General features: G+C 67.8%; 13 protein-coding genes and 1 pseudogene. 9 read left to right on the top strand and 5 right to left on the bottom strand.

Annotated features, from left to right (window positions below):
• Nucleotides 1-5 precede the first annotated feature (5 nt).
• From dapF to AC07OY_RS08600, 6 genes are all read left to right on the top strand, one after another.
• Complete coding sequence (dapF, locus tag AC07OY_RS08625; protein ID WP_495042144.1) at nucleotides 6-845, top strand: diaminopimelate epimerase; 840 nt, start codon at nucleotides 6-8, stop codon at nucleotides 843-845.
• Nucleotides 842-1,549: a DUF484 family protein gene (locus AC07OY_RS08620; protein WP_495042143.1), complete on the top strand. Its 708-nt coding sequence runs from the start codon at nucleotides 842-844 to the stop codon at nucleotides 1,547-1,549. The genes dapF and AC07OY_RS08620 overlap by 4 nt, the downstream gene beginning before the upstream one ends.
• 62 nt (nucleotides 1,550-1,611) lie before the next feature.
• Complete coding sequence (locus AC07OY_RS08615; RefSeq protein WP_495042142.1) at nucleotides 1,612-2,562, top strand: tyrosine-type recombinase/integrase; 951 nt, start codon at nucleotides 1,612-1,614, stop codon at nucleotides 2,560-2,562.
• Nucleotides 2,559-4,070: a hypothetical protein gene (locus AC07OY_RS08610; protein WP_495042141.1), complete on the top strand. Its 1,512-nt coding sequence runs from the start codon at nucleotides 2,559-2,561 to the stop codon at nucleotides 4,068-4,070. The genes AC07OY_RS08615 and AC07OY_RS08610 overlap by 4 nt, the downstream gene beginning before the upstream one ends.
• A 79-nt stretch (nucleotides 4,071-4,149) precedes the next feature.
• Nucleotides 4,150-5,331, top strand: a complete 1,182-nt coding sequence (locus tag AC07OY_RS08605) for a class I SAM-dependent rRNA methyltransferase (protein WP_495042140.1) — start codon at nucleotides 4,150-4,152, stop codon at nucleotides 5,329-5,331.
• A 276-nt stretch (nucleotides 5,332-5,607) separates the two neighbouring features.
• Nucleotides 5,608-6,648, top strand: a complete 1,041-nt coding sequence (locus AC07OY_RS08600) for a trypsin-like serine protease (RefSeq protein WP_495042139.1) — start codon at nucleotides 5,608-5,610, stop codon at nucleotides 6,646-6,648.
• A 49-nt stretch (nucleotides 6,649-6,697) separates the two neighbouring features.
• Here AC07OY_RS08600 and AC07OY_RS08595 read toward each other — a convergent pair whose 3' ends face one another.
• Both AC07OY_RS08595 and AC07OY_RS08590 read right to left on the bottom strand, forming a co-directional pair.
• A complete protein-coding gene (locus AC07OY_RS08595) occupies nucleotides 6,698-7,768 on the bottom strand; it encodes an NF038122 family metalloprotease (protein WP_495042138.1) in 1,071 nt (356 codons plus the stop codon).
• Nucleotides 7,769-7,854: 86 nt separating this feature from the next.
• On the bottom strand, nucleotides 7,855-8,325 hold the full coding sequence (locus AC07OY_RS08590; protein ID WP_495042137.1) for an Lrp/AsnC family transcriptional regulator: 471 nt from the start codon (nucleotides 8,323-8,325) through the stop codon (nucleotides 7,855-7,857).
• A gap of 134 nt (nucleotides 8,326-8,459) precedes the next feature.
• On the opposite strand from AC07OY_RS08590, the gene glmS reads away from it, so the two are divergent.
• Entirely contained in the window at nucleotides 8,460-10,319 is a 1,860-nt protein-coding gene (gene glmS / locus AC07OY_RS08585; protein WP_495042136.1) for a glutamine--fructose-6-phosphate transaminase (isomerizing), read from the top strand.
• A gap of 378 nt (nucleotides 10,320-10,697) precedes the next feature.
• On the opposite strand, the gene AC07OY_RS08580 is transcribed toward glmS, so the two are convergent.
• Genes AC07OY_RS08580 through AC07OY_RS08570 form a run of 3 tightly spaced genes read right to left on the bottom strand, consistent with a single transcriptional unit; the run spans nucleotide 10,698 to nucleotide 17,861 of the window.
• Nucleotides 10,698-12,227: an ATP-binding response regulator gene (locus AC07OY_RS08580; protein ID WP_495042135.1), complete on the bottom strand. Its 1,530-nt coding sequence runs from the start codon at nucleotides 12,225-12,227 to the stop codon at nucleotides 10,698-10,700.
• 41 nt (nucleotides 12,228-12,268) lie between these two features.
• Complete coding sequence (locus AC07OY_RS08575) at nucleotides 12,269-16,681, bottom strand: response regulator (RefSeq protein ID WP_495042134.1); 4,413 nt, start codon at nucleotides 16,679-16,681, stop codon at nucleotides 12,269-12,271.
• 25 nt (nucleotides 16,682-16,706) lie between these two features.
• On the bottom strand, nucleotides 16,707-17,861 hold the full coding sequence (locus tag AC07OY_RS08570; protein WP_495042133.1) for a response regulator: 1,155 nt from the start codon (nucleotides 17,859-17,861) through the stop codon (nucleotides 16,707-16,709).
• A gap of 849 nt (nucleotides 17,862-18,710) precedes the next feature.
• On the opposite strand from AC07OY_RS08570, the pseudogene AC07OY_RS08565 reads away from it, so the two are divergent.
• Together AC07OY_RS08565 and AC07OY_RS08560 are read left to right on the top strand one after the other, a co-directional pair.
• A pseudogene (locus tag AC07OY_RS08565) lies at nucleotides 18,711-18,875 on the top strand (extracellular catalytic domain type 1 short-chain-length polyhydroxyalkanoate depolymerase); the annotation flags it as partial.
• An 80-nt stretch (nucleotides 18,876-18,955) separates the two neighbouring features.
• Nucleotides 18,956-20,245, top strand: a complete 1,290-nt coding sequence (locus tag AC07OY_RS08560; RefSeq protein ID WP_495042132.1) for a phospholipase D-like domain-containing protein — start codon at nucleotides 18,956-18,958, stop codon at nucleotides 20,243-20,245.

Here is a 20,245-nt window from a genome sequence, read left to right as displayed (position 1 = left end):
CCTGAATGAGATTGCGCTTCACCAAGATGCACGGCGCGGGCAATGACTTCGTTGTCATCGACGCGACGCAGCAGCCCTTCACGCTGACCCCCGAGCAGATGCGCCTGCTCGGCGACCGGCGCTTTGGTGTCGGCTGCGACCAGATCCTCGTCATCGAGCCCAGCCAGGACGCCGGCGCGGACTTCCGCTACCGCATCTTCAACAACACCGGCGACGAGGTGGAGCATTGCGGCAACGGCTCGCGCTGCTTCGTGCGCTTCGTCGTCGACGCCGGGCTGACGAGCAAGCGCGAGATCCATGTCGACACCATGAACCGCCGCCTGCTGCTCAAGCTGCAGGACGACGGCCGCGTGACGGTCAACATGGGCGCGCCGGTGTTCGACCATGCCGCCCTGCCTTTCGATGCGCGCGGCCTGGCGCCCCGCCTCGTGAACGGTTTCGAGCTCTGGCCGCTGGAAGGCGCCGAACTCGGCGTGGTCTCCATGGGCAATCCGCATGCGGTGCAGCGCGTCGACGATGTCGAGACGGCGCCGGTGCTGACCCAGGGCCCGCTGATCGAGCAGGACACGCACTTCCCCCGGCGCGTCAATGCCGGCTATATGCAGATCCTGGGCCGCGACCGCATCAAGCTGCGCGTCTTCGAGCGCGATGCCGGCGAGACCCTGGCCTGCGGCACGGGCGCCTGCGCGGCCGTGGTCGTCGGCATCCGCGCCGGCTGGCTGGACAGCGCCGTGGAAGTGCAGACCCGCGGCGGTCTGCTGCGCATCGAATGGGCGGGTGGTGAATCCCCGGTGCTGATGACCGGCCCCGCAGTGAAAGTTTTTGACGGAGAGATCACGCTGTGAGTTCCAACCCGGCCGCGGACGCGGTGCAAGGCATCACCGAAACCGATATCGCCAACTACCTGGCGGCCACCCCCGGCTTCTTCGAGCGCCACGCGGCGTTGCTGGCCAGCGTGCAGTTGCAGCACCCGCATGGCGCCCGCGCCGTGTCGCTGCAGGAGCGCCAGGCCGAGATGCTGCGCGACAAGATCAAGGGCCTGGAGCTGCGCATCATCGACATGATCCGCAACGGCCAGGACAACGTCGCCATCGCCGACCGCCTGCACCGCTGGACGCTGGCCGTCATGCGCGCCGTGGGCACGCCCGAGCTGCCGACCGTGCTGCTGGCCGAGTTGCGCCACCAGTTCATGATTCCCCAGGCCAGCCTGCGCCTGTGGGGCGTGGCGCCCGAGCATGAGGCCTCGGAGTTCTCGGCTGCAGTCAGCAGCGATGTGCGCAGCTTCGCGTCCAGCCTGAGCCAGCCCTATTGCGGCGTCAACTCGGGCTTCGAGGCGGCGCGCTGGCTGGGCTTGAGCGAAAGCGGCGGCACGGCCACTTCGCTGGCCCTGATCCCGCTGCACCAGCCGGGTGTCGACGACGACAAGCCCTTCGGCCTGCTGGTGCTGGGCTCGCCCGACCCGACGCGCTACACCGCCGAGATGGGCACCGACTTCCTGACCCGCGTCGGCGAGATCGCCAGCGCCGGCCTGGCAGGCTTGCTGGCCTGATGGAGCAGCCCGAGCGCCGGGCCGTCCCTAGCCGGGCTGGCGTCTCCGCGGGAGACCGGCCGGTGTACCCGCCGGCCGAGAGGCCTCAATGCCTTTCAGCGGATTTCGGCGAATTCCTGCAGCACGCCCGCGTGCAGCAGCGCCTGAGTCCGCGCACGCTGCGCATCTACACCGACGGCCTGGAGCGCCTGCAGGCCATGCTGGCTTCAAGCGCCATCGAAGCGCGCTCCCTGAGCATCGCGCAGGCGCGCAGGCTCGCCGCCCTGCTGCATCGCGAGGGCCTGGCGCCCAAGTCCATCGCGCTGCTGCTGTCGGTCTGGCGCAGCGCCTACCGCTGGCTGGGCCTGCAGGGCCGCGTCGTGCTCAACCCCTTCGACGGCCTGCGCGCGCCCAAGGCGCCCAAGCCCCTGCCCAAGGCCCTGGGCGTGGACGATGCCGTGCAGCTGGCCAGCTATGTGCCGGACGAGATCGCGGACTCGCGCCTGGAGGCGCGCGACCGCGCCATGGTCGAGCTGCTCTACGGTGCCGGCCTGCGCGCCTCCGAGCTGACCAGCCTGGACGTGCAGGCCAGCGGCCAGGCCGACGGCTGGGTCGACCTGCAGTCCGCCGAGGTCCATGTGCTGGGCAAGGGCGGCAAGCGCCGCAGCACGCCGCTGGGCAAGGCCGCGGCCGAGGCCCTGCGGGCCTGGCTGGCCGTGCGCCCCCAGCTCGCGGCAGCGGGCGAGGCGGCCCTGTTTGTCGGCGCGCGCGGCCACCGTGTCGCCGGCTCGACGCTGCGCGCCATGCTGAGCGCCCGTGCCGTGGCGGCCGGCTCGCCGGCCCATGTCCACCCGCACATGCTGCGCCACAGCTTCGCCTCGCATCTGCTGCAGTCCAGCGGCGACCTGCGTGCCGTGCAGGAGCTGCTGGGCCATGCCCACATCACGACGACGCAGGTCTACACCCAGCTCGATCATCAACATCTGGCGCGCATCTACGACGCGGCGCATCCCCGGGCCAAGAAACACAAATGAGATTCCGACTTGCTGCGCTGGTGGCCGCCCTGTTGCCGACGGCGTCCTGGGCCACGCCTGACGAAGCACCCTTCGCACGCGTCGACACGCTGCGCCCCGCCGCCATCGAGGCCAACTGGACGAGCATGAAGATGCCCGACGGCGGCCGCACGGCCTTCGCCTCGGTCAGCTATCTGATGGCCCTGGACGATGACTGGGGCTTCGGCCCCGGTGTCTATGGTGCGGCCCGGGGCAATTACGGCGGCATCTTCACCGTCGGCTTCACCGGCCAGCGGCGCTGGCGCCTGAGCGGCAACACCCATCTGGCAGCCAGCCTCTACGTCGGCGCCGGCGGCGGCCTGTCCAGCCAGCAGCTGCGCTTTGGCGGCGGCCTGATGCTCAGGCCCGAGCTGACGCTGCGCACGGAAGCCAATGGCTGGTACACGGGCGTCGGCCTGTCGCAAATCCGCTTCCCCAGCGGCAATGTGCGCAGCAGCGTCGGCCTGAGCTTCTCGCTCGGCCGCTCGCTGGGCATGGCGAGCTTCTCGCCCGACGACGCCGGCCGCTTCGGCCGCGCCAGCCAGCGCACCGGCCTGGGCTTCGACGAAATCTCGCTGACCGGCGGCTATGAAGATCCGCGCTCGGTCAGCGTGGACCGCAATGGCGAGCGCCGCACCCGCCGCGTCGGCAAGGCCGGCGCCGACCTGCGCCAGTACGTCGCCGAGGGCAGCTGGTGGGGCATCGAGGCCGCGGGCGCGGCCCAGGGCGGCGCCGACGGCTATATGGAAGTGCTGGGCCAGATCGGCCAGGACTGGGCCCTGGGCTCGCCGCGGCTGCGCGCCGGCGGCCAGGTCGGCGTGGGCCTGGCGGGTGGCGGCAACCTGGACACCGGCAGCGGCCTGCTGCTGCGCGCTGGGCCGACGCTGCGCTGGATCACGCCCTGGGGTCCCAGCCTGCGCCTGGATGCCGGCCTGACCCACGCGCCGCGCGGCAACTACAGCGCCCGCTTCGTGCGCGCCGCCATCTCCATGCCGCTGGATCACTTTCCGGTCCCGCTGTCCGATGATCGTGGCGGCACGGTGCGCGTGCAGCAGCTCGGCACCAGCGTCATGCATCTGCCGCGGATGCGCTTCAAGGACGGCCGCCGCGAAGGGGTCACCCACCTGGCCGTCAACATGTCGCGCGAGTTCACCTCCAGCATCTACGGCACGGCCCAGGCCGGCAGCGCGGCGGCCGGCCATGCGGGGGCTTATTCCTTCGGCCTGATCGGCCTGGGCGTGCAGAGCCAGCCTTTGTGGAATGGCATGCGCGTCGGCGCCGAATGGCTGGTCGGTGCGGCCGGCGGCGGTGGCGTGCAGGTGGGCGGCGGCGCCGTGACCCAGGCCGAGCTGTGGGCGCAGTGGAAGGTCGGCGAGCGCTTGCGCCTGCGCACCGGCCTCGGCGAGTTCCGCACCATGCGCGGCCACAACCAGTCCACGCCGGTGTTCCACTTGGGGCTGAACTACGCCTTTGGCACGCTGCAACGATGAAAACTGGCCCCCAAGCGCCCACACTGCGTGTGGCCACGGCCCCCCGAGGGGGCGCTTTTCATCTAGGGGCGGCCCGGCGATGAAAAAGATCACCCTGCGCGCCGGCAAGGAGCGCTCGCTCGTCAAGCGCCACCCCTGGGTGTTCGAGAGCTCCATCGCGCGCGGCGGCGGCGATTCGGGCGAGACCGTGCGCGTGGAGTCGGCCGACGGCGCCTTCCTGTGCTGGGCGGCCTTCAGCCCCCAATCGCAGATCCGCCTGCGGGCCTGGAGCTTTGACGAGGCCGAGCGCATCGACGCCGCCTTCTTCAAGCGGCGCATCGAGCAGGCCGTGGCCATGCGCACGCGCCTGGCCATCGCGTCGGACGCCTGGCGCCTCGTGCATGGCGAGGCCGACGGCCTGCCCGGCCTGGTCGTCGACCGCTATGGCGACACCCTGGTGGCGCAGTTCGGCAGTGCCGGTGCCGAGCGCTGGAAGGCTGTCATCGCCGACGCCCTGCTGGCCGCCACCGGCCTCACGCGCCTGTACGAGCGCTCCGACGCGCAGGCCCGTGAGTGGGAAGGCCTGCCCGTGCAGACGGGCTGGTTGCGTGGTGAGGGCGAAACGGCCCTGACCATCCGCGAGCACGACTGGCGGTTGACGCTGGACGTGGCCGAGGGCCACAAGACCGGCTACTACCTCGACCAGCGCGACAGCCGCCGCCGCTTTGCCGATGCGGTGAAGCAGTACGGCGTGAAGAGCGTGCTGAACTGCTTCAGCTACACCGGCGGCTTCTCGGTGGCCGCGCTGGCGGGCGGCGCGAGCGAGGTGGTCAGCGTGGATTCGTCGGGCCCCGCGCTGGAGCGCGCCAAGGCCCATGTCGAGCTGAACGGCTTCGACGCCAGCCGCCACCAGGCCTGGGATGCCGACGTCAACGCGACGCTGCGCCGCTGCCTGCAGGAGGGCCGGCGCTTCGACGCCATCGTGCTCGATCCGCCGAAGTTCGCGCCGACGGCCGCCCATGCCGAGCGCGCCTCGCGGGCCTACAAGGACATCAACCGCCTGGCCTTCATGCTCTTGAACGAAGGCGGCCTGCTCTACACCTTCTCCTGCTCGGGCGGCATCTCGCCCGATCTCTTCCACAAGATCGTGGCCGGCGCCGGCCTGGACGCGGGCGTGGACGGCTATATCGTCGAGCGGCTGTCGGCCGCGGCCGACCATCCGCAGACAGTCTGCTTCCCGGAAGGCGACTACCTGAAGGGCCTGGGCATCCTGCGGCGCTAGTTGCGGCGCGGTGGTATTGGGGGAAGCCATGCCCCAAGGCGCGGGGGACGTTTGCGGCACCGCAGCATCGAGGCGATGGGATATTTGAACAACCCGACTTCTGGTGTCGGGCGAAAGCACGCACATCGCTGCCGATAGCGGTTCGGTGGGCGCCCGACAACCCCCTAGAAGCATTACCTCATGAAGGCATCCCTGAAGCTCGCCGCAATGGCTTGTGGCTTGGCGCTCAGCCAAGTCGCCCTGGCCGGCCCCAACCTTGAAGCGGCGGTTGGCGAAATGACGCCGTTGACCGGCAACACCACGGCCCCGTCGAACTGGCGTTTTGCTCCTGGCCAGGTGTTCAACGGCGTCGCAGGCGCCCTTGACGGCGTCGCCCGCCTGTCTTTCACCAATTCCGGTGGCAACTGGGCTTGCTCGGGCTCGCTGCTGCAGGGCGGGCAGTACGTGCTCACGGCGGCCCATTGCGCGGACGATTTCACCGCGATGACGGTGCAGTTCGGCTACTTCAACGGCGTCGCGCAGGTGACCCGCAGCGTCGCGGTCGGCCAGGCCTATGTGCACCCCGGCTGGACGGGAGAGCTCGATACCGGCGCCGATATTGCCGTGATCAAGCTCAATGCCCCGGTTACCACCATCGCCGGCTACAAGATCAGCACCACCAACGACGTTGGCAAGCAGCATCTGATGGCCGGCTACGGCACGACCCAGCAGGCCAGCACCAACAGCGACACGAACTGGAACGACGGCGCTTATGGCCACTACGGCTACAACGTCTTCGACGTCACCAGCGAAACCTGGAACACCACGATCTTCACGGACGACCCGGTGTACGGCGTGCCCGACTACTACAAGCATGGCGTGACCTATATGGTCGACTTCGACCGCTCGGGTGCCGGTTCGACCGCTGCTCAGCGCGCCAACTACAACGTGCTGGGCCGCACGGCTGCCGATTTCAACGGCTCCTGGACGAGCGACCAAGGCTTGGGTGCCAACGAGGCCCTGATCGCCGGCGGCGATTCCGGCGGTGGCGACTTCGTCTGGAACGGCAGCGAGTGGGTGCTGTCCGCCGTGCACAGCTGGGGCTGGAACAATCCCTGCTCATTCTTCGGCTACGGGAATTGCAGCGGCCTGAACAACAACTCCTCCAGCTACGGCGATCTGTCGGGTTCCACCGCGACCTTCTCGCACGCGGAGTGGATCAACGGCATCGTCAACACGGCGCCGGTGCCTGAGCCCGAGACCTATGCACTGATGCTGGCCGGCATGGGCCTGGTGGTGGGCATCGCCCGCCGTCGCGCCCGAGGCTTGGCGGCCTGAATGAAGAAAGCGGCCCGCGGGCCGCTTTTTTTTGCTCGCCTGCGCTTGTTCAGTCGCGCTTGTTGCGGCGGCGTGCCAGGCTGATGGCGGCCAGGCCGCCGATCAGCAGGGCATACTGGCTGGGTTCCGGCACGGCGGCGGCGAGGTCCCAGCCGATGGCGTCGAAGGCCATCAGGTCGCTGGCGGAGGCGTCGTAGGACTGGCCGTTGCCGACGAAGGGGCGCATCAGCGTCAGCACGTTGGGGCCGAAGTGGCTCGCCTGCCAGCCGTTGCCGTGCTCCTCGCCGGTCGAGAAGGGCTGGATGGAGGTCACGCCGCCGTTCACCGAGAAATAGGGTGAGCCGCCCAGGGTCACGTCGCGCTTGCCGGCCGCCGAGTAGCGGAACATGTCCAGCGGGTAGTACCACCAGTCGCTTTCGAACTGGTTGGCCTGGCCCGACAGGCCGCAGGTGCCGGGGTTGCTGACGCAGAAGTCGATGTCGTCGACGCCCGACACGAAGCCGAGGGCGTGGCCGATCTCGTGCTCGGCGACAGTGATGAAGTCGATCTTGTTGGCCGGGACGCCACCGGTGCGAGTGAAGGCGAAATCGCTGGCATAGGCGTTGGCGAATTCGATGCGTGCATCGGGATTGCTGGCGTTGGTGCCCGGATTGATGCCCAGGGCCTTGAGGTTGGCCGTGTTGATGCCGAGCAGGCGGTTGTTCACCGAGCCGTCGTTGTCAAAACGCGTGCTCAGGTCGCCCTGGGTGGCCCAGAAGCTGACCGAGGAGCCGGCGGGCAGGCTGGCCACGGCGAGGGCGTCGGTGGTCGACTTGGCGTCGGTGGCGAGGCTGCCGCGCAGCGTGCTGTAGTTGATGGTGTCCCAGTTGGAACTCGTGGAGCCCAGGATGTTGGGGCCCAGGTCGTTGAAGGCGATGTTGACGTAGACCGTCACGTTGTCCGTCAGCTTGCTGGACCAGTAGTTGGCGGCGGCCTGGAAGGCGCCCAGCTGTGCGGAGGACATCGGCGTGGTGCCGACATCGGTCAGGACGATGTTGAGGGCCTGGGCCGCGGGGGCCAGGCCGGCGAGGCCCAGGGCCAGCGCGAAGGCGGCGGGGCGGAAGGACTTGCGGGACAACATCGGGGGGGCTCCGGTCGAGGGGAGCCGGATTCTGTCGGCCGCGGGAGCGGTTTTTGCCCCCCGAGCTCGCGGGGGAGCCTATGAAATTAGGGGGATGGCAGCCCGATCCGCGTCTCGAACTTGGCTCGCTTGACGCTGAAGAAGGCCTTGATGTTGCGCACATTGGCGTCCTGGGTCAGCAGGCGCTGGGTGAAGGCCTGGTAGGCCGCCATGTCGGCGACCTGCACCACCAGCACGAAGTCCGGTCCCGGCGAGACGCGCCAGCACTGCTGCACGGCCGCCTCCTGCACCGCGCGCGCCTCGAAGGCGTCCAGATGCTCAGCGCCCTGGCGGTCCAGCGTGATCTCCAGGATGGCCGACAGCCCCGCGCCCAGCTTGTCGGGCGACAGCAGGGCGACGCGGCGTTCGATGACGCCGGCGTCCACCAGGCGCTTCACGCGCCGCAGGCAGGTGGCCGGCGACACGGCCACCCGCGCGGCCAGGTCCTGGTTGCTCAGGGCCGCGTCGGTCTGCAGGGCATCCAGCAGGCGCAGGTCGATGGCGTCGATATCGTTCATTTTCAAATGGTATTTGAATGAATATTTCTCGCCAAGCAGGATGGGAAATTTTCCTTCATTTATGAGGAAAATTTGCATCCATTCGCCGCGCGAGCCTGCCTACGATCTGGGCCATTCCCCAACGGAGACATCTCATGTGCGGCATCGTCGGCGCGGTCAGTCAGCGCAACATCGTTCCCATCCTCGTCGAAGGCCTGAAGCGCCTCGAGTACCGCGGCTATGACTCCTGCGGCGTGGCCGTGCATCAGGACGGCGGCCTGCGCCGTGCCCGTTCCACCTCGCGCGTGGCCGAGCTGCAGACCCAGGCCGACCAGGACGGCATCTCCGCCGGCACCGGCATCGCCCACACCCGCTGGGCCACGCATGGCGCGCCCGCCGTGCACAACGCCCACCCGCATTTCTCGCCCGGCCCCAACGCCGGCGTGGAGGCCATGGGCCGCATCGCCCTGGTCCACAACGGCATCATCGAGAACCACGACGAGCTGCGCGCCGAGCTGAAGGGTCGCGGCTATGTCTTCTCCAGCCAGACCGACACCGAGGTCATCGCCCACCTGATCGACCACCTCTACAGCGGCGACCTGCTGGACGCCGTGCAGCAGGCCCTGCCGCGCCTGAAGGGCGCCTATGCCGTGGCCGTGTTCTGCCGCGACGAGCCGCACCGCGTCGTCGCCGCCCGCGAGGGCTCGCCGCTGGTGCTGGGCGTGGGCGAGCAGGAGAACTTCGTCGCCTCCGACGCCATGGCCCTGGCCGGCGTGACCGACCAGATCGTCTACCTGGAAGAGGGCGATGTCGTCGACCTGCAGCTGGGCCGCTACTGGCTGAGCCGCCTGGACACGACGACCGGCCGCTACGGCGCCGTGCAGCGCGAGGTCAAGACCGTGCACGCCCACAGCGGCGCCGCCGAGCTGGGCCCCTACCGCCACTACATGCAGAAGGAAATCTTCGAGCAGCCCGTGGCCATCGCCAACACGCTGGACGCGGTGACCAGCATCAGTCCCGAGCTGTTCGGCGACGGTGCCTATCGCATCTTCAAGGAGATCGACAACGTCCTGATCCTGGCCTGCGGCACCAGCTACTACTCGGGCTCCACGGCCAAGTATTGGCTGGAGAGCATCGCCAAGATCCCGACCTCGGTGGAGATCGCCAGCGAGTACCGCTACCGCGACAGCGTGCCGAATCCGCGCACCCTGGTCGTCACCATCAGCCAGAGCGGCGAGACCGCCGACACCATCGCCGCGCTCAAGCATGCCCGCAGCCTGGGCATGAAGCACACGCTGACCATCTGCAATGTGTCCACCAGCGCCATGGTGCGCGAGTGCGAGCTGGCCTACATCACGCGAGCCGGCGCCGAGATCGGCGTGGCCTCCACCAAGGCCTTCACGACCCAGCTCGTCGGTCTCTTCCTGCTGACCCTGGCGCTGGCGCAGACTCGCGGCCACCTCAGCGAGGCCGATGAAGCCCGGCACCTGAAGGATCTGCGCCACCTGCCCGTCGCCGTGCAGGCCGTGGTGGCCCTGGAGCCCCAGATCATTGCGTGGAGCGAGGAGTTCGCGCGCAAGGAAAACGCCCTCTTCCTCGGCCGCGGCCTGCACTACCCGATCGCGCTGGAAGGTGCCTTGAAGCTCAAGGAGATCAGCTACATCCACGCCGAGGCCTACCCCGCCGGCGAGCTCAAGCACGGCCCGCTGGCCCTGGTCACGGCCGAGATGCCGGTGGTGACGGTGGCGCCCAACGACGCGCTGCTGGAAAAGCTGAAGAGCAATATGCAGGAAGTCCGCGCCCGCGGCGGCCAGCTCTACGTCTTCGCCGACGGCGACACCGCCATCGAAAGCGAAGCCGGCCTGCACGTCATCCGCATGCCCGAGCACTACGGCGAACTCAGCCCCATCCTGCACGTCGTGCCGCTGCAGCTGCTGGCGTATCACACGGCCTGTGCGCGGGGGACGGATGTGGACAAACCGAGAAACCTTGCCAAGAGCGTGACGGTCGAATGACCGGCACGGGCTGGGCCAGGTTCGATGTTCGCCGGCAATAAAGTATGCGACAGCGCAATAGAGTCCGCGACACTGCAATAAAGAGTGCGACAACCGATGCTGTCGCTTCGGAATGCTTAGCCCTGGCTGATATTGAGCGGTGATGTCCGCGGTGCGGCGGAAGCAGCAGGCCAGCGTGGCCGGCTGCTTTGCAGCGGTTGCCGACCTTCAGTTTGCTGAGTCGGCTGTCAGCAATGTGCCCAAAGCCGAAGTTCGAGGTTGATGACGAAGAACGGCGCCGCAGCGGTTGCTGCCGTTCGTGTGCGCCGTTCCGGATGCCGGGCCTCAGCCTTTAGCCGACGTTCCCTCAAGCGGCTGACGCTCGAACGATTGTGAAATCTATCTAGCGCCTCCGACCTTGGGCAGATGCACCACGACGCGAGTCAGGTGTTCGTCATCGGAGGTTTCCATCTCGACATCACCATGCTGCGCCCTCATCAGCAAGCGCGCGGAGTAGGTGCCCAGACCTGTCCCGCCCTGCTTTCCTGCGGTGACGAACTTGTCGAAGAAGTGCTCGCGGATGGCCTCGGGGACGACGCCCTTGTTCTCGATGACGATCTTCAGCGGCACCTGGTCCAACAGTCGCACGGCGACCGTGCCACGGGCCGGTGCGGCTTCGCAGGCGTTCTTGACGAGGTTCTGCAAGGCCGAGAAGCACAGGGTCGCATCGCCCATGGCTTGCGGCGGCTCGCTGCCCACGGGGACGTCGGTGTCCACCGAGATGGACAGCTGCTTCTCAGCAAAGGTGACGCGAGCGGTCTCGACGATGCGGCGCAGCAACTCGCCGATGCGCAGCGGCGCGGCCTTGAGCTGAAAGTGCCCCGTCTCGATCTTGTAGAGCTCGGCAGACAGGTTGATCATGCCGAGCACCCGCATCAGGATGTCTTCGATCAGTTCCACCTGCTCGAGCTGCCGGCGCCCCAGCGCATCGTCCTGGAGCAGGGCCTGCGCAACGCCCAGCGCGCCGGCGAGCGGGCCCTTGAGGTCATGGCGGGTGATGCGCTCCACGTCTTCGCGCATCTGAGCGGCTTCCAGCATGCCGTCGACCTCGGCCTGCAGGTCCTTGCGCAGCTGGACATAGCGCATGAAGTTGCGCACCCGCGGCTTGAGCGTCGCGGGGTCGACGGGCTTGGTGATGAAGTCCACGGCGCCCAGGTCCAGGCCTTGCAAGCGCGCGTCCGCCGTGCTCAGCGTGGTGACGAAGATGATGGGGATGGTCTGCGAGCTGGGGTGCTCTCGCATGCGGCGCGCCACCTCGAAGCCATCGATGCCCGGCATCATGACGTCCAGCAGCACCAGGTCGGGCGGACGGTCCGAGGTGGCGAACTGCAGAGCCTTTTCCCCGGTCTGGGCCAGGCGCACGCGGTACTCGTCGCGGAACAGGCCGGACAGCAGCACCAGGTTGTCGGGCGTGTCATCGACGACCAGGATGGTGGGCCGCGTATCGGCCATCTCGCCAGCCGCCTCCTGCGGCGGCGGTGGCGCTGTGGCCGCCACGAGCCGGCGCGGCGTCCAGCGCAGCGCCTTTTGCACGCGGTCAATGAGCTGCTGTGGCGTGTAGGGCTTGAGCAGCATGGACGTCACGCCGCTGGCGACGGCCTCGGTCACCTTCTGGCGCTCGGCCTCGGCGGTGATGAGCACGAAAGGCAGGGCCGACAGCTGTGGGTCGGCGCGCATGGCCTGCAGCAGCTCGAGGCCGGACATGACCGGCATGTTCCAGTCGGACAGCACGATGTCGAAGCGCGCCCCCTGCAGCTGGCGCAGCGCCTCGGCACCGTTGCGGGCTGTGACGACGCGCTCCACGCCCATCTGGCGCAGCTGGTTCACCGTGACCTTGCACATCGCCTCGAAGTCGTCGACGACAAGCACGCGAGTCTCGGGGCCAAGCCGGGGCGGTGCAGGTATCGGTGTCATGGTGTCGGCTCCAGCGCCTGCAGTGCTGCCGCAGCAGTGTCGAAATCAAAATCTGACAGGGCTTTGGCAACCCGCTGCAGCGTGCGGGCCAGCGCAGCGTCACCGACTTGGGCCAGCAGCGCCTCCGTGAGATCGATGGCCTCGATGTCGCCCTCGGACAGTAGTTGCGACAGACGTGCCAGGCCCTGCCGCAAGCGTGCCTCATCCACCACCACGGCCGCTGTCGCTGCAGTCGGCGCGAAGGCCTCCTGCACCGCGAATTCGGCCAGGCCTGCCAGCACGGGAGCTAGCCGGTCCAGTACCGCGGCCAGGGCCGTGTCGGCGGCGGCGCCCTGATCGGGACCGCTGGCGTCCTCCAGCCGTGCGGCCGCGGCCTGCAGCCCCAGCGCGCCGATGTTGCCGGCCGTGCCGCGCAGCGTGTGGGCCGCGCGCCGCGCGGCCAGCGGGTCGGTGGCATCGGCGCGCGCCGCGGCATAGGCGGCGGCAAAACCCGCCTGCCCAGCCTGGAACTTGAGCAACAGGCGGCGGTAGAGCTCAGGCTTGCCGCCAGCCGTCGCGAGGCCACGCGCGGTATCGATGCCGGCCAAGGCGGGGAATGCGGGGAATGCCGCTGCGAGCTGCCCGGTGCCATGCGGAACCTGCACCGCGCGGCCCGCGGCCGGCCTGATCCATTTGGCCAGCGTGGTGAACATGCTGCCCACGTTGAGCGGTTTGGGCACGTGGTCGCACATGCCGGCGGCCAGCGCCTTCTCGCGGTCGCCGGCCATGGCGTTGGCCGTCATGGCAATGATGGGCAACGCCGCCAGGGCGGGCTGGGCGCGGATGCGCTGGGTGGCCGCGTAGCCGTCCAGCACAGGCATCTGGCAGTCCATCAGGATGCCGTCGAACCGCGCATCGCGCGCCAGCAGGTCCAGCGCCTCCTGGCCGTTGCCCGCGCAGACGACCTCGATGCCGGCATCGGCCAGCAGATCCAGGGCCAGCTCCTGGTTGAGGTCGTTGTCCTCGACCAGCAGCAGCCGCGCGCCTGCGAGCCGCTCGCGGGCCTGGGCATGGGTATCGGCCTTCTCGACGGCGCGCGTCTCCACCAGGCCCTGCCGGCCCAGCGCCTCGCCCACGGCCTCCAGCAGCGTGGACGGGGTGACGGGCTTGGTGAGCACCGCGCGCGGCGTCACCCCCTGCTGTTGCGCGGCGCCCAGCGCCTCCTCACGCCCGTAGGCCGTCACCATGATGACGGTGGGTGTGCGCTTGAGGCCCTCGGCTTCCAGCCGGTGCATGGCCTCCACGCCGTCCATGTCGGGCATGCGCCAGTCCATCAGCACCACGTCATAGCCCAGGTCGCGCGCGTCGGCCTGCGCGGCCATGCGCAGGGCTTCGGCGCCGCTGTGCGCCACATCCACCTCCAGGCCGAAGCTGCGGGCCATGGTGGAGAGAATCTCGCGCGCCGAGGCGTTGTCGTCCACGACCAGCACGCGCACGCCCAGCAACTCGTCGGCGCGGAACATGCGGCGCGGCCGTGGCTGGCTCTGCACGCCCAAGCGCACCTGGAAATGGAAGGTCGAGCCCTCGCCGGGCGTGCTGTCCACCCAGATGCGGCCGTGCATCAGCTCGACCAGGGTCTTGGAGATGGCCAGGCCCAGGCCGGTGCCGCCGTAGCGACGCGTCGTGGAGGCGTCGGCCTGGCTGAAGCTCACGAACAGGCGGCCCAGCTGCTCCGCCGTCATGCCGATGCCGGTGTCGCGCAGCCGGAAGTGCAGCTCGGCCTGGCCCTCGACTTCGGACACCAATTCAACGCCGACCACCACCTCGCCGCTCTCCGTGAACTTGACGGCGTTGTTGCCGAGGTTGACGAGGATCTGTCCAAGGCGCAGCGGGTCGCCGCGCAGTGCGGTGGGCACGTCGTCGGCGACGTCGAACAGCAGTTCCAAGCCCTTGTCGTCGGCCTTCAGGCCCACGAGGTTGGCCAGATGGTCCATCACGTCTTCAAGGCGGAAGTCCACCGTCTCCAGCGTCATGCGACCGGCCTCGATCTTGGAGAAGTCGAGGATGTCGTTGATGATGCCCAGCAGGTTCTCGCCCGAGCGATGCACCTTCTCGATGTAGTTGCGCTGCTTCTTGTCGAGCGGGGTCTGCAGGGCCAGGTGGGACATGCCGATGATGGCGTTCATCGGCGTGCGGATCTCATGGCTCATGTTGGCCAGGAATTCGCTCTTGGCGCGGGTGGCGTCCTCGGCGGCCTCCTTGGCGCGGGCCATCTCGTCCTGCAGCTGCTTGCGCTCGGTGACGTCCTGGTGGATGCCGACGAAGCGCAGCGCGCGGCCATTGGCATCGCGCTCGGTGGCGCGGCCCAGCGACAGGATCCAGCGCCACTCGCCCGCTTTGCTGAGCATGCGGAACTGGGCCTGGTACTCGGAAAGCTCTGGCGTCTCGATGCATTGCCCAAAGCGCCGGTTGGCCTCGCCCGCATCGTCGGGATGCAGCAGCCGCGCCCAGGCTGCCGCAGCGCTGCCGTGCTCGTCGACCAGCTCGTCAAGCCGATAGCCCAGCATCGCCGCCCAGATCTCGTTGACGCGGCTTCGGCCCGCGCCGACGTCCCAGTCCCACAGGCCGAGGTTGCCGCCCCGCAGCGCGAAGTCCAGACGCTCTGCACTCTCCGTCAGGGCCCGTTCGGCCGCCAGCCGAGCTGTGACGTCGCGCACCGAGGCGCAGACGCTGGCGTCGCGCCCGCCCTGTGCGTCCAGCCGCGACAGGCCGACGTCGACCGGGAACAGGGTGCCATCCTTGCGGCGGCCCTGGAGCACGCCTTCACGCGCCGTCATCGCGCGCGTGCCACCGGACTGCATGAAGGACGCGCGCAATGCAGGGTGCTGGCCGCGCGCCGCTTCGGGCACCAGCAGCTCCACCGGCTGGCCGACCAGGTCGCCCGCCGCGTAGCCGAACATGCGCTCGAGCTGACGGTTGACCGTGACGATGACACCCGCGGCATCGGCGATCAACAGGCCGTCGGGTGCGGCATCGATGACACCGCGGTACCAGGCCTCGGTGGCCTGGATCTCGTTCTTCTGCGCCTCCAGCTCGGCGGCTTGGCGCTGCGCCTCCTGCAGCAGCCGCATCGAGCGCGCCGCGCGCTCCAGGATCTCCAGGTCCATGGACAGCACGGGTGTGAGGTCATCCAGCAGGCCCTGCTCGCGCGCGCCCAGGGGCTGGAAGGCGGCCAGTTCCAGCACGCCCAACAGCCGTTCGGCGCGTAGCAGAGGGAACAACGTGATGGCGCGAGGCGGCGCCGCACCCAGAGCCGAAGCGATGGACAAATAGCCCGGCGGCGGATCGGTCATCACGATGGGCGCACGCTCCAGCGCGCATTGACCCGCGAGGCCCTGACCCAGCTCGAGGCGCCGCGGCGCACCCGGCTCTGGCAGCGCATAGCCGCCGAGCAGGCGCAGCTGGCGGGCGTCATCGTCGTAGGCGTAAAGCGCGCCGTGGCCGATGCCTTCGATGGCCGCCGCCAGCTGGCTGAAGAAGAGCTGTGCCAGCTCGGCATCGTCGGTCGCTGTCTGCAGGGCCGCCGAGATCTGCGCCAGGTGGCTCTTCTGCCAGTTGCGTCCCTCCATCTCCTGCGCGACCTTCTGCAGCACCTGGACGGAGCGGGCGATCTCGCCGAGCTCGTTGTTGAAGTCCTGGTGCGGTACTTCGGTGTGGAGCTGCCCGTGGGCCAGTTGCTCAACCGCGTGGCGCACGCGCGCATGAGGGCGGCGGATGGACACCACCACCCACCAAGCCACGCCGCCGCCCAGCAGCAGACCGCCAAACAGCAGTCCCAAGGTCTGATTGCGCGCCTCGGCGACGCGCTGCAGGGCGGCTTCCATGCTGCCGCGCGCGCCGCTTTCCTTGGAGGCCACCACATCTTCCATGCGCGCGCGCACAGCGTCGCCGGTTGCCTGGAAGTCGGGCGAAGCGACGAAGGCACGCGCCTGGTCGTCCTCGCCGCGAACCAGCATGCCGGCGGCGCTGTCGACGTCGATCTTGTAGAGGGCGTAGGCCTCCTCGAACGCGGCCAGGCGTGGCAGGTTCTCCGGGCGAAACAGCCGCGGCCTGAGTTCGGCCAGTTCGCGGCGAATGCGGGTGTCCTGTTCGGCTATGTGACGTAAGGCCAACTTTCGGTCTTCAACGTTCTCCGAGATCAGTGCCTGGCGCAACTCGCGGCCCATGGTGAGATAGGCGGCCTGAGCGTTCTTGGCGTTCGCCAAGCCCAGCAGGTCCTTCTCGTAGAGCTGGGTGATCTGCGCCAGCAGGGCTTGCTGCCGCAGCAGGTCGCCGATGCCCAGCGCCAGCATCGTGAAGATGAGCACGCTGAAGCCGAGCAGCAGCTTGCTGCGCAGCGAATGCCTTTCCAGCCAATTCGAGCCGAGCATCACCCCTCCCGATTACCTAGGCCGCTCAGGGGCTCTTGAAGACGCTCAGGCTGCGTTCCTTGTCGTGCAGGTCGGCATCGCTGTCGGCGTGTAGCTGCGCTATCTCACGGAACTGGACAGCGACCTGCACGAACGCGTCGACCATGTCGGGGTCAAAATGACTCCCACGGCCGTCGATGATGATCTGCTCGGCCTTGTCGTGCGGCATGCCTTCCTTGTAGACGCGGCGGCTGATCAAGGCGTCGTAGACGTCCGCGACGGCCATGAGGCGCGCCGACACGGGGATGTCGTCTCCCGACAGTCCTTCGGGATAGCCCGAGCCGTTCCATTTCTCCTGGTGGCTGTAGGCAATCTCCTTGGCGACGGTCAGGAAGTCCACCTTCAGCCCCAGCCTGTCCTCCGCCTGCTGGATGGCGTCGCGCCCCAGCTTGCAGTGGGTCTTCATGATCTCGAACTCGTGCGGTTCGAACTTCCCCGGCTTGAGCAGGATGCGGTCGGGAATGCCGACCTTGCCGATGTCGTGCAGCGGCGCCGACTTGAAGAGCGTGTCGATGTAGGCGTCGGTCAGCGTGCCCCTGAAGCGCGGGTGATCGCGCAGGGTCTCGGCCAGCAGCTTGACGTAGAGCTGGGTACGCCGGATGTGGTTGCCGGTTTCGTTGTCGCGAGTCTCGGCCAGGGAGGCCATGGCCTGGATGGTCACGTCCTGGATGGTGGCAAGCTCGCGAGTGCGCCGCGCCACCTCGGCCTCGAGGAAGCTGGCCTTGTCGCGAAGGAAGTCCGCCGACGCCTTCAGCTGCAACTGGGTTCGCACACGCGCCAGCACCACGGCTGGGCTGATGGGCTTGGTGATGTAGTCCACCGCTCCCACGGCCAAGCCGAATTCCTCGTCGACAGCGTCGTTCAGCGCAGTCAGGAAGATGATGGGGATGTCACGCGTGCGCTCATCCGCCTTCAACTCGCGGCAAACCGCGAAGCCGTCCATGCCGGGCATCATGACGTCCAGCAGGATGAGGTCGGGTGGATCTGCCCGCGCGGCAAGCTGCAGCGCCTTCTGACCATCATTGGCCAGCCTCACGCGGTAGTGCTCCTTGAGCAGGCCTGCCATCAAGGCCAAGTTGTCCGGCGTGTCGTCGACCACGAGGACCGTTTGTCGCTCTGTTCCAGGGGTCGCATCGTCCATGAAGTTAGCTCCCAGGCGGCCCGCGCCATTGAATCCTGACACGCAGCATACGTCCAGGGTGTCCAAATGACTCGCCGATGCGAGAGATGACAAGCAGCCGCTTGTCGGCTTTGCGGCGGTGCCGCCGTTCGGGGACTCGACTGCGAATGCCTCGGGTCAGCCTGTTGGCGTGGTTCGGCGAATTTCGGCTTTGGGCACATTGCTGCCGTACAGACGCGGACCGCTATCCGGGCGACACGCGAAGGACGTGACGCACGACTACGTCGAGCGCTGAAAGCAGTCAGCCGTCAGCGAACGGCTGCTGTCGCCCGGCAGAGCTGCTAGTCGCAAGGTCAAAGCTGCCCGCAACAAAAGCGTAGGCAGCGATCAGGCCTTCTCGGGGGTGTCCGACGGACATTATTTGTAGCCGAGCAGCGGCGGTGGTTCGTTTGACGATCTCCGACGGACATTCAGGCAGTCCGCTCGTGTCGAAAAATCACCAACTTACGAGTAGCGGTTCCGACGGACATTAATTGTTCGAGTCAGTTCGATCAGCGTGCGCTGATCGGCCTCGCGCGTGGCTCTCGGATTGGTCGTGATGCGCAGCGGCACGACACAAACCCCGCAATCTGGCGAAGTCGGTGACTGTGGAATGACAGGCGCGACTGCGTGACTCCAAAGGTTCTTGCTAACAGAAAGTTGACGTTCTCAACAATAGCTTGACGTCAGAGGTCAGCAAACAGTTTTTGAAGACTTGCCGCCTGGGTACGATTGGGGTGAACACCAAGTCGTCCCACCAAGATTATTGGATCTTGGCCATCGAGTCATCGAGGTATTCACATTCACAGGCCAACATTGGCGCTGGCTTGCACTCGACGTCTGCACAGAGACGCACAAGGCCGCGTCGTGACCGAGCAATGGCGGGTGCATGGCGCCAGCCATGCCTGGTCGGGCGGCGATCCGTCCGGCTCCTACACGGACGCGCGCGGCCCCGACGCCAGCGCGGAGATGATGCGGTTCTTCCTGCAAGCATGACGCACCCGGCGTCCGGCAGCCCGGTTCACAGCCCTCACTGACCTGTCTGCGCTCCAGGAGCGCGGACTTGGGAGACATGCATGGCGTTGTTGCATAAGGCTGGCAAGCTGAGCCTCATCGCACTCGGGTTCGCTTTGGCCGTGTTGGGCGGTCTGCTGGTCGTGAACTTCGTGACCGGCGAGAAGAAGATCGAGCGGCACATTCCCCGTCTGTACGCCCTGGCCGATCCGCAGTTCCCTCGCGAGTTGGGGGCCTTGCTGGGGCCCCCGTTCATCGAAGGCAACGCAGTCGCGGCGCGGCTCAATGGCGACGAGATCTTTCCGCCCATGCTGAAGGCCATTCGCGAGGCCAAGGCGTCCGTCACCTTCGAGACCTACATCTACTGGTCAGGCGACATCGGGCTGGAGTTCGCCAACGCGCTGTCGGACGCGGCCCGGCGCGGCGTGAAATGCCATGTGCTGCTGGACTGGCTGGGCAGCGTCAAGATGGACGAGGCCTTGATCCGGCAAATGACAGAGGCCGGCGTCGAGGTCAAGCGATTCCATCCGCCGCACTGGTCGCACCTGACGCGCATGAACAACCGGACGCATCGCAAGTTGCTGGTTGTCGACGGCCGTCTCGGATTCACCGGCGGCGTGGGTATCGCGCCCGAATGGACCGGCCATGCGCAGGACGCCTCGCACTGGCGCGATACCCACTTCGAGGTCAGCGGCCCCGTGGTGGCGCAGATGCAGGCCGTCTTCCTGGACAACTGGATCAAGGTCACCGGCCGCGTGCTGCATGGCGAGGCCTATTTCCCGGTGCTGAAGGCGCGTGGCGGCATGGCGGCACAGATGTTCAGCAGTTCCCCCGCAAGCGGCAGCGAGAGCATGCAGTTGCTCTATCTGTTTTCCATCACCGCGGCCGAGTCTTCCATCGACCTGTCGGCCGCCTACTTCGTCCCCGATGCACTGACGCACCAGGCTCTGCTGGACGCCATGGCGCGCGGGGTCAAGGTCAGGATCATCGTGCCAGGCCCCCACATCGACAGCGATACCGTGCGCAGCGCTTCCCGCGCGAGCTGGGGGCCGTTGTTGCAAGCCGGTGCGGTGATCGCCGAGTACCAGCCCACGATGTTCCATTGCAAGGTGTTGATCGTGGACGGGCTGCTGACGTCGGTCGGTTCCACCAACTTCGACAACCGCTCCTTCCGTCTCAACGACGAGGCCACGCTGAACGTGCTGGATGCTGATTTCGCGCGCCAGCAGCGCGATGCGTTCGAGGCTGACCTGCTCCGGTCCAAGGTCGTCAGCTTCGCTGAGTGGCAGTACCGGCCCTGGACGGAGAAGCTCGCCGAACGCTGGAGCCGCTTGCTCGCATCGCAGCTGTAG

Source organism: Roseateles sp. GW821-FHT09H10, from assembly GCF_059415865.1.
This window is presented reverse-complemented; position numbering and strand designations above follow the sequence as displayed.

Coding starts and splice junctions, on each gene's coding strand:
- dapF (WP_495042144.1), top strand. CDS start 6: ATGAGATTGCGCTTCACCAAGATGCACGGCGCGGGCAATGACTTCGTT.
- AC07OY_RS08610 (WP_495042141.1), top strand. CDS start 2,559: ATGAGATTCCGACTTGCTGCGCTGGTGGCCGCCCTGTTGCCGACGGCG.
- AC07OY_RS08605 (WP_495042140.1), top strand. CDS start 4,150: ATGAAAAAGATCACCCTGCGCGCCGGCAAGGAGCGCTCGCTCGTCAAG.
- AC07OY_RS08600 (WP_495042139.1), top strand. CDS start 5,608: ATGACGCCGTTGACCGGCAACACCACGGCCCCGTCGAACTGGCGTTTT.
- AC07OY_RS08595 (WP_495042138.1), bottom strand. CDS start 7,768: ATGTTGTCCCGCAAGTCCTTCCGCCCCGCCGCCTTCGCGCTGGCCCTG.
- AC07OY_RS08590 (WP_495042137.1), bottom strand. CDS start 8,325: ATGAACGATATCGACGCCATCGACCTGCGCCTGCTGGATGCCCTGCAG.
- glmS (WP_495042136.1), top strand. CDS start 8,460: ATGTGCGGCATCGTCGGCGCGGTCAGTCAGCGCAACATCGTTCCCATC.
- AC07OY_RS08575 (WP_495042134.1), bottom strand. CDS start 16,681: ATGCTCGGCTCGAATTGGCTGGAAAGGCATTCGCTGCGCAGCAAGCTG.
- AC07OY_RS08570 (WP_495042133.1), bottom strand. CDS start 17,861: ATGGACGATGCGACCCCTGGAACAGAGCGACAAACGGTCCTCGTGGTC.
- AC07OY_RS08560 (WP_495042132.1), top strand. CDS start 18,956: ATGGCGTTGTTGCATAAGGCTGGCAAGCTGAGCCTCATCGCACTCGGG.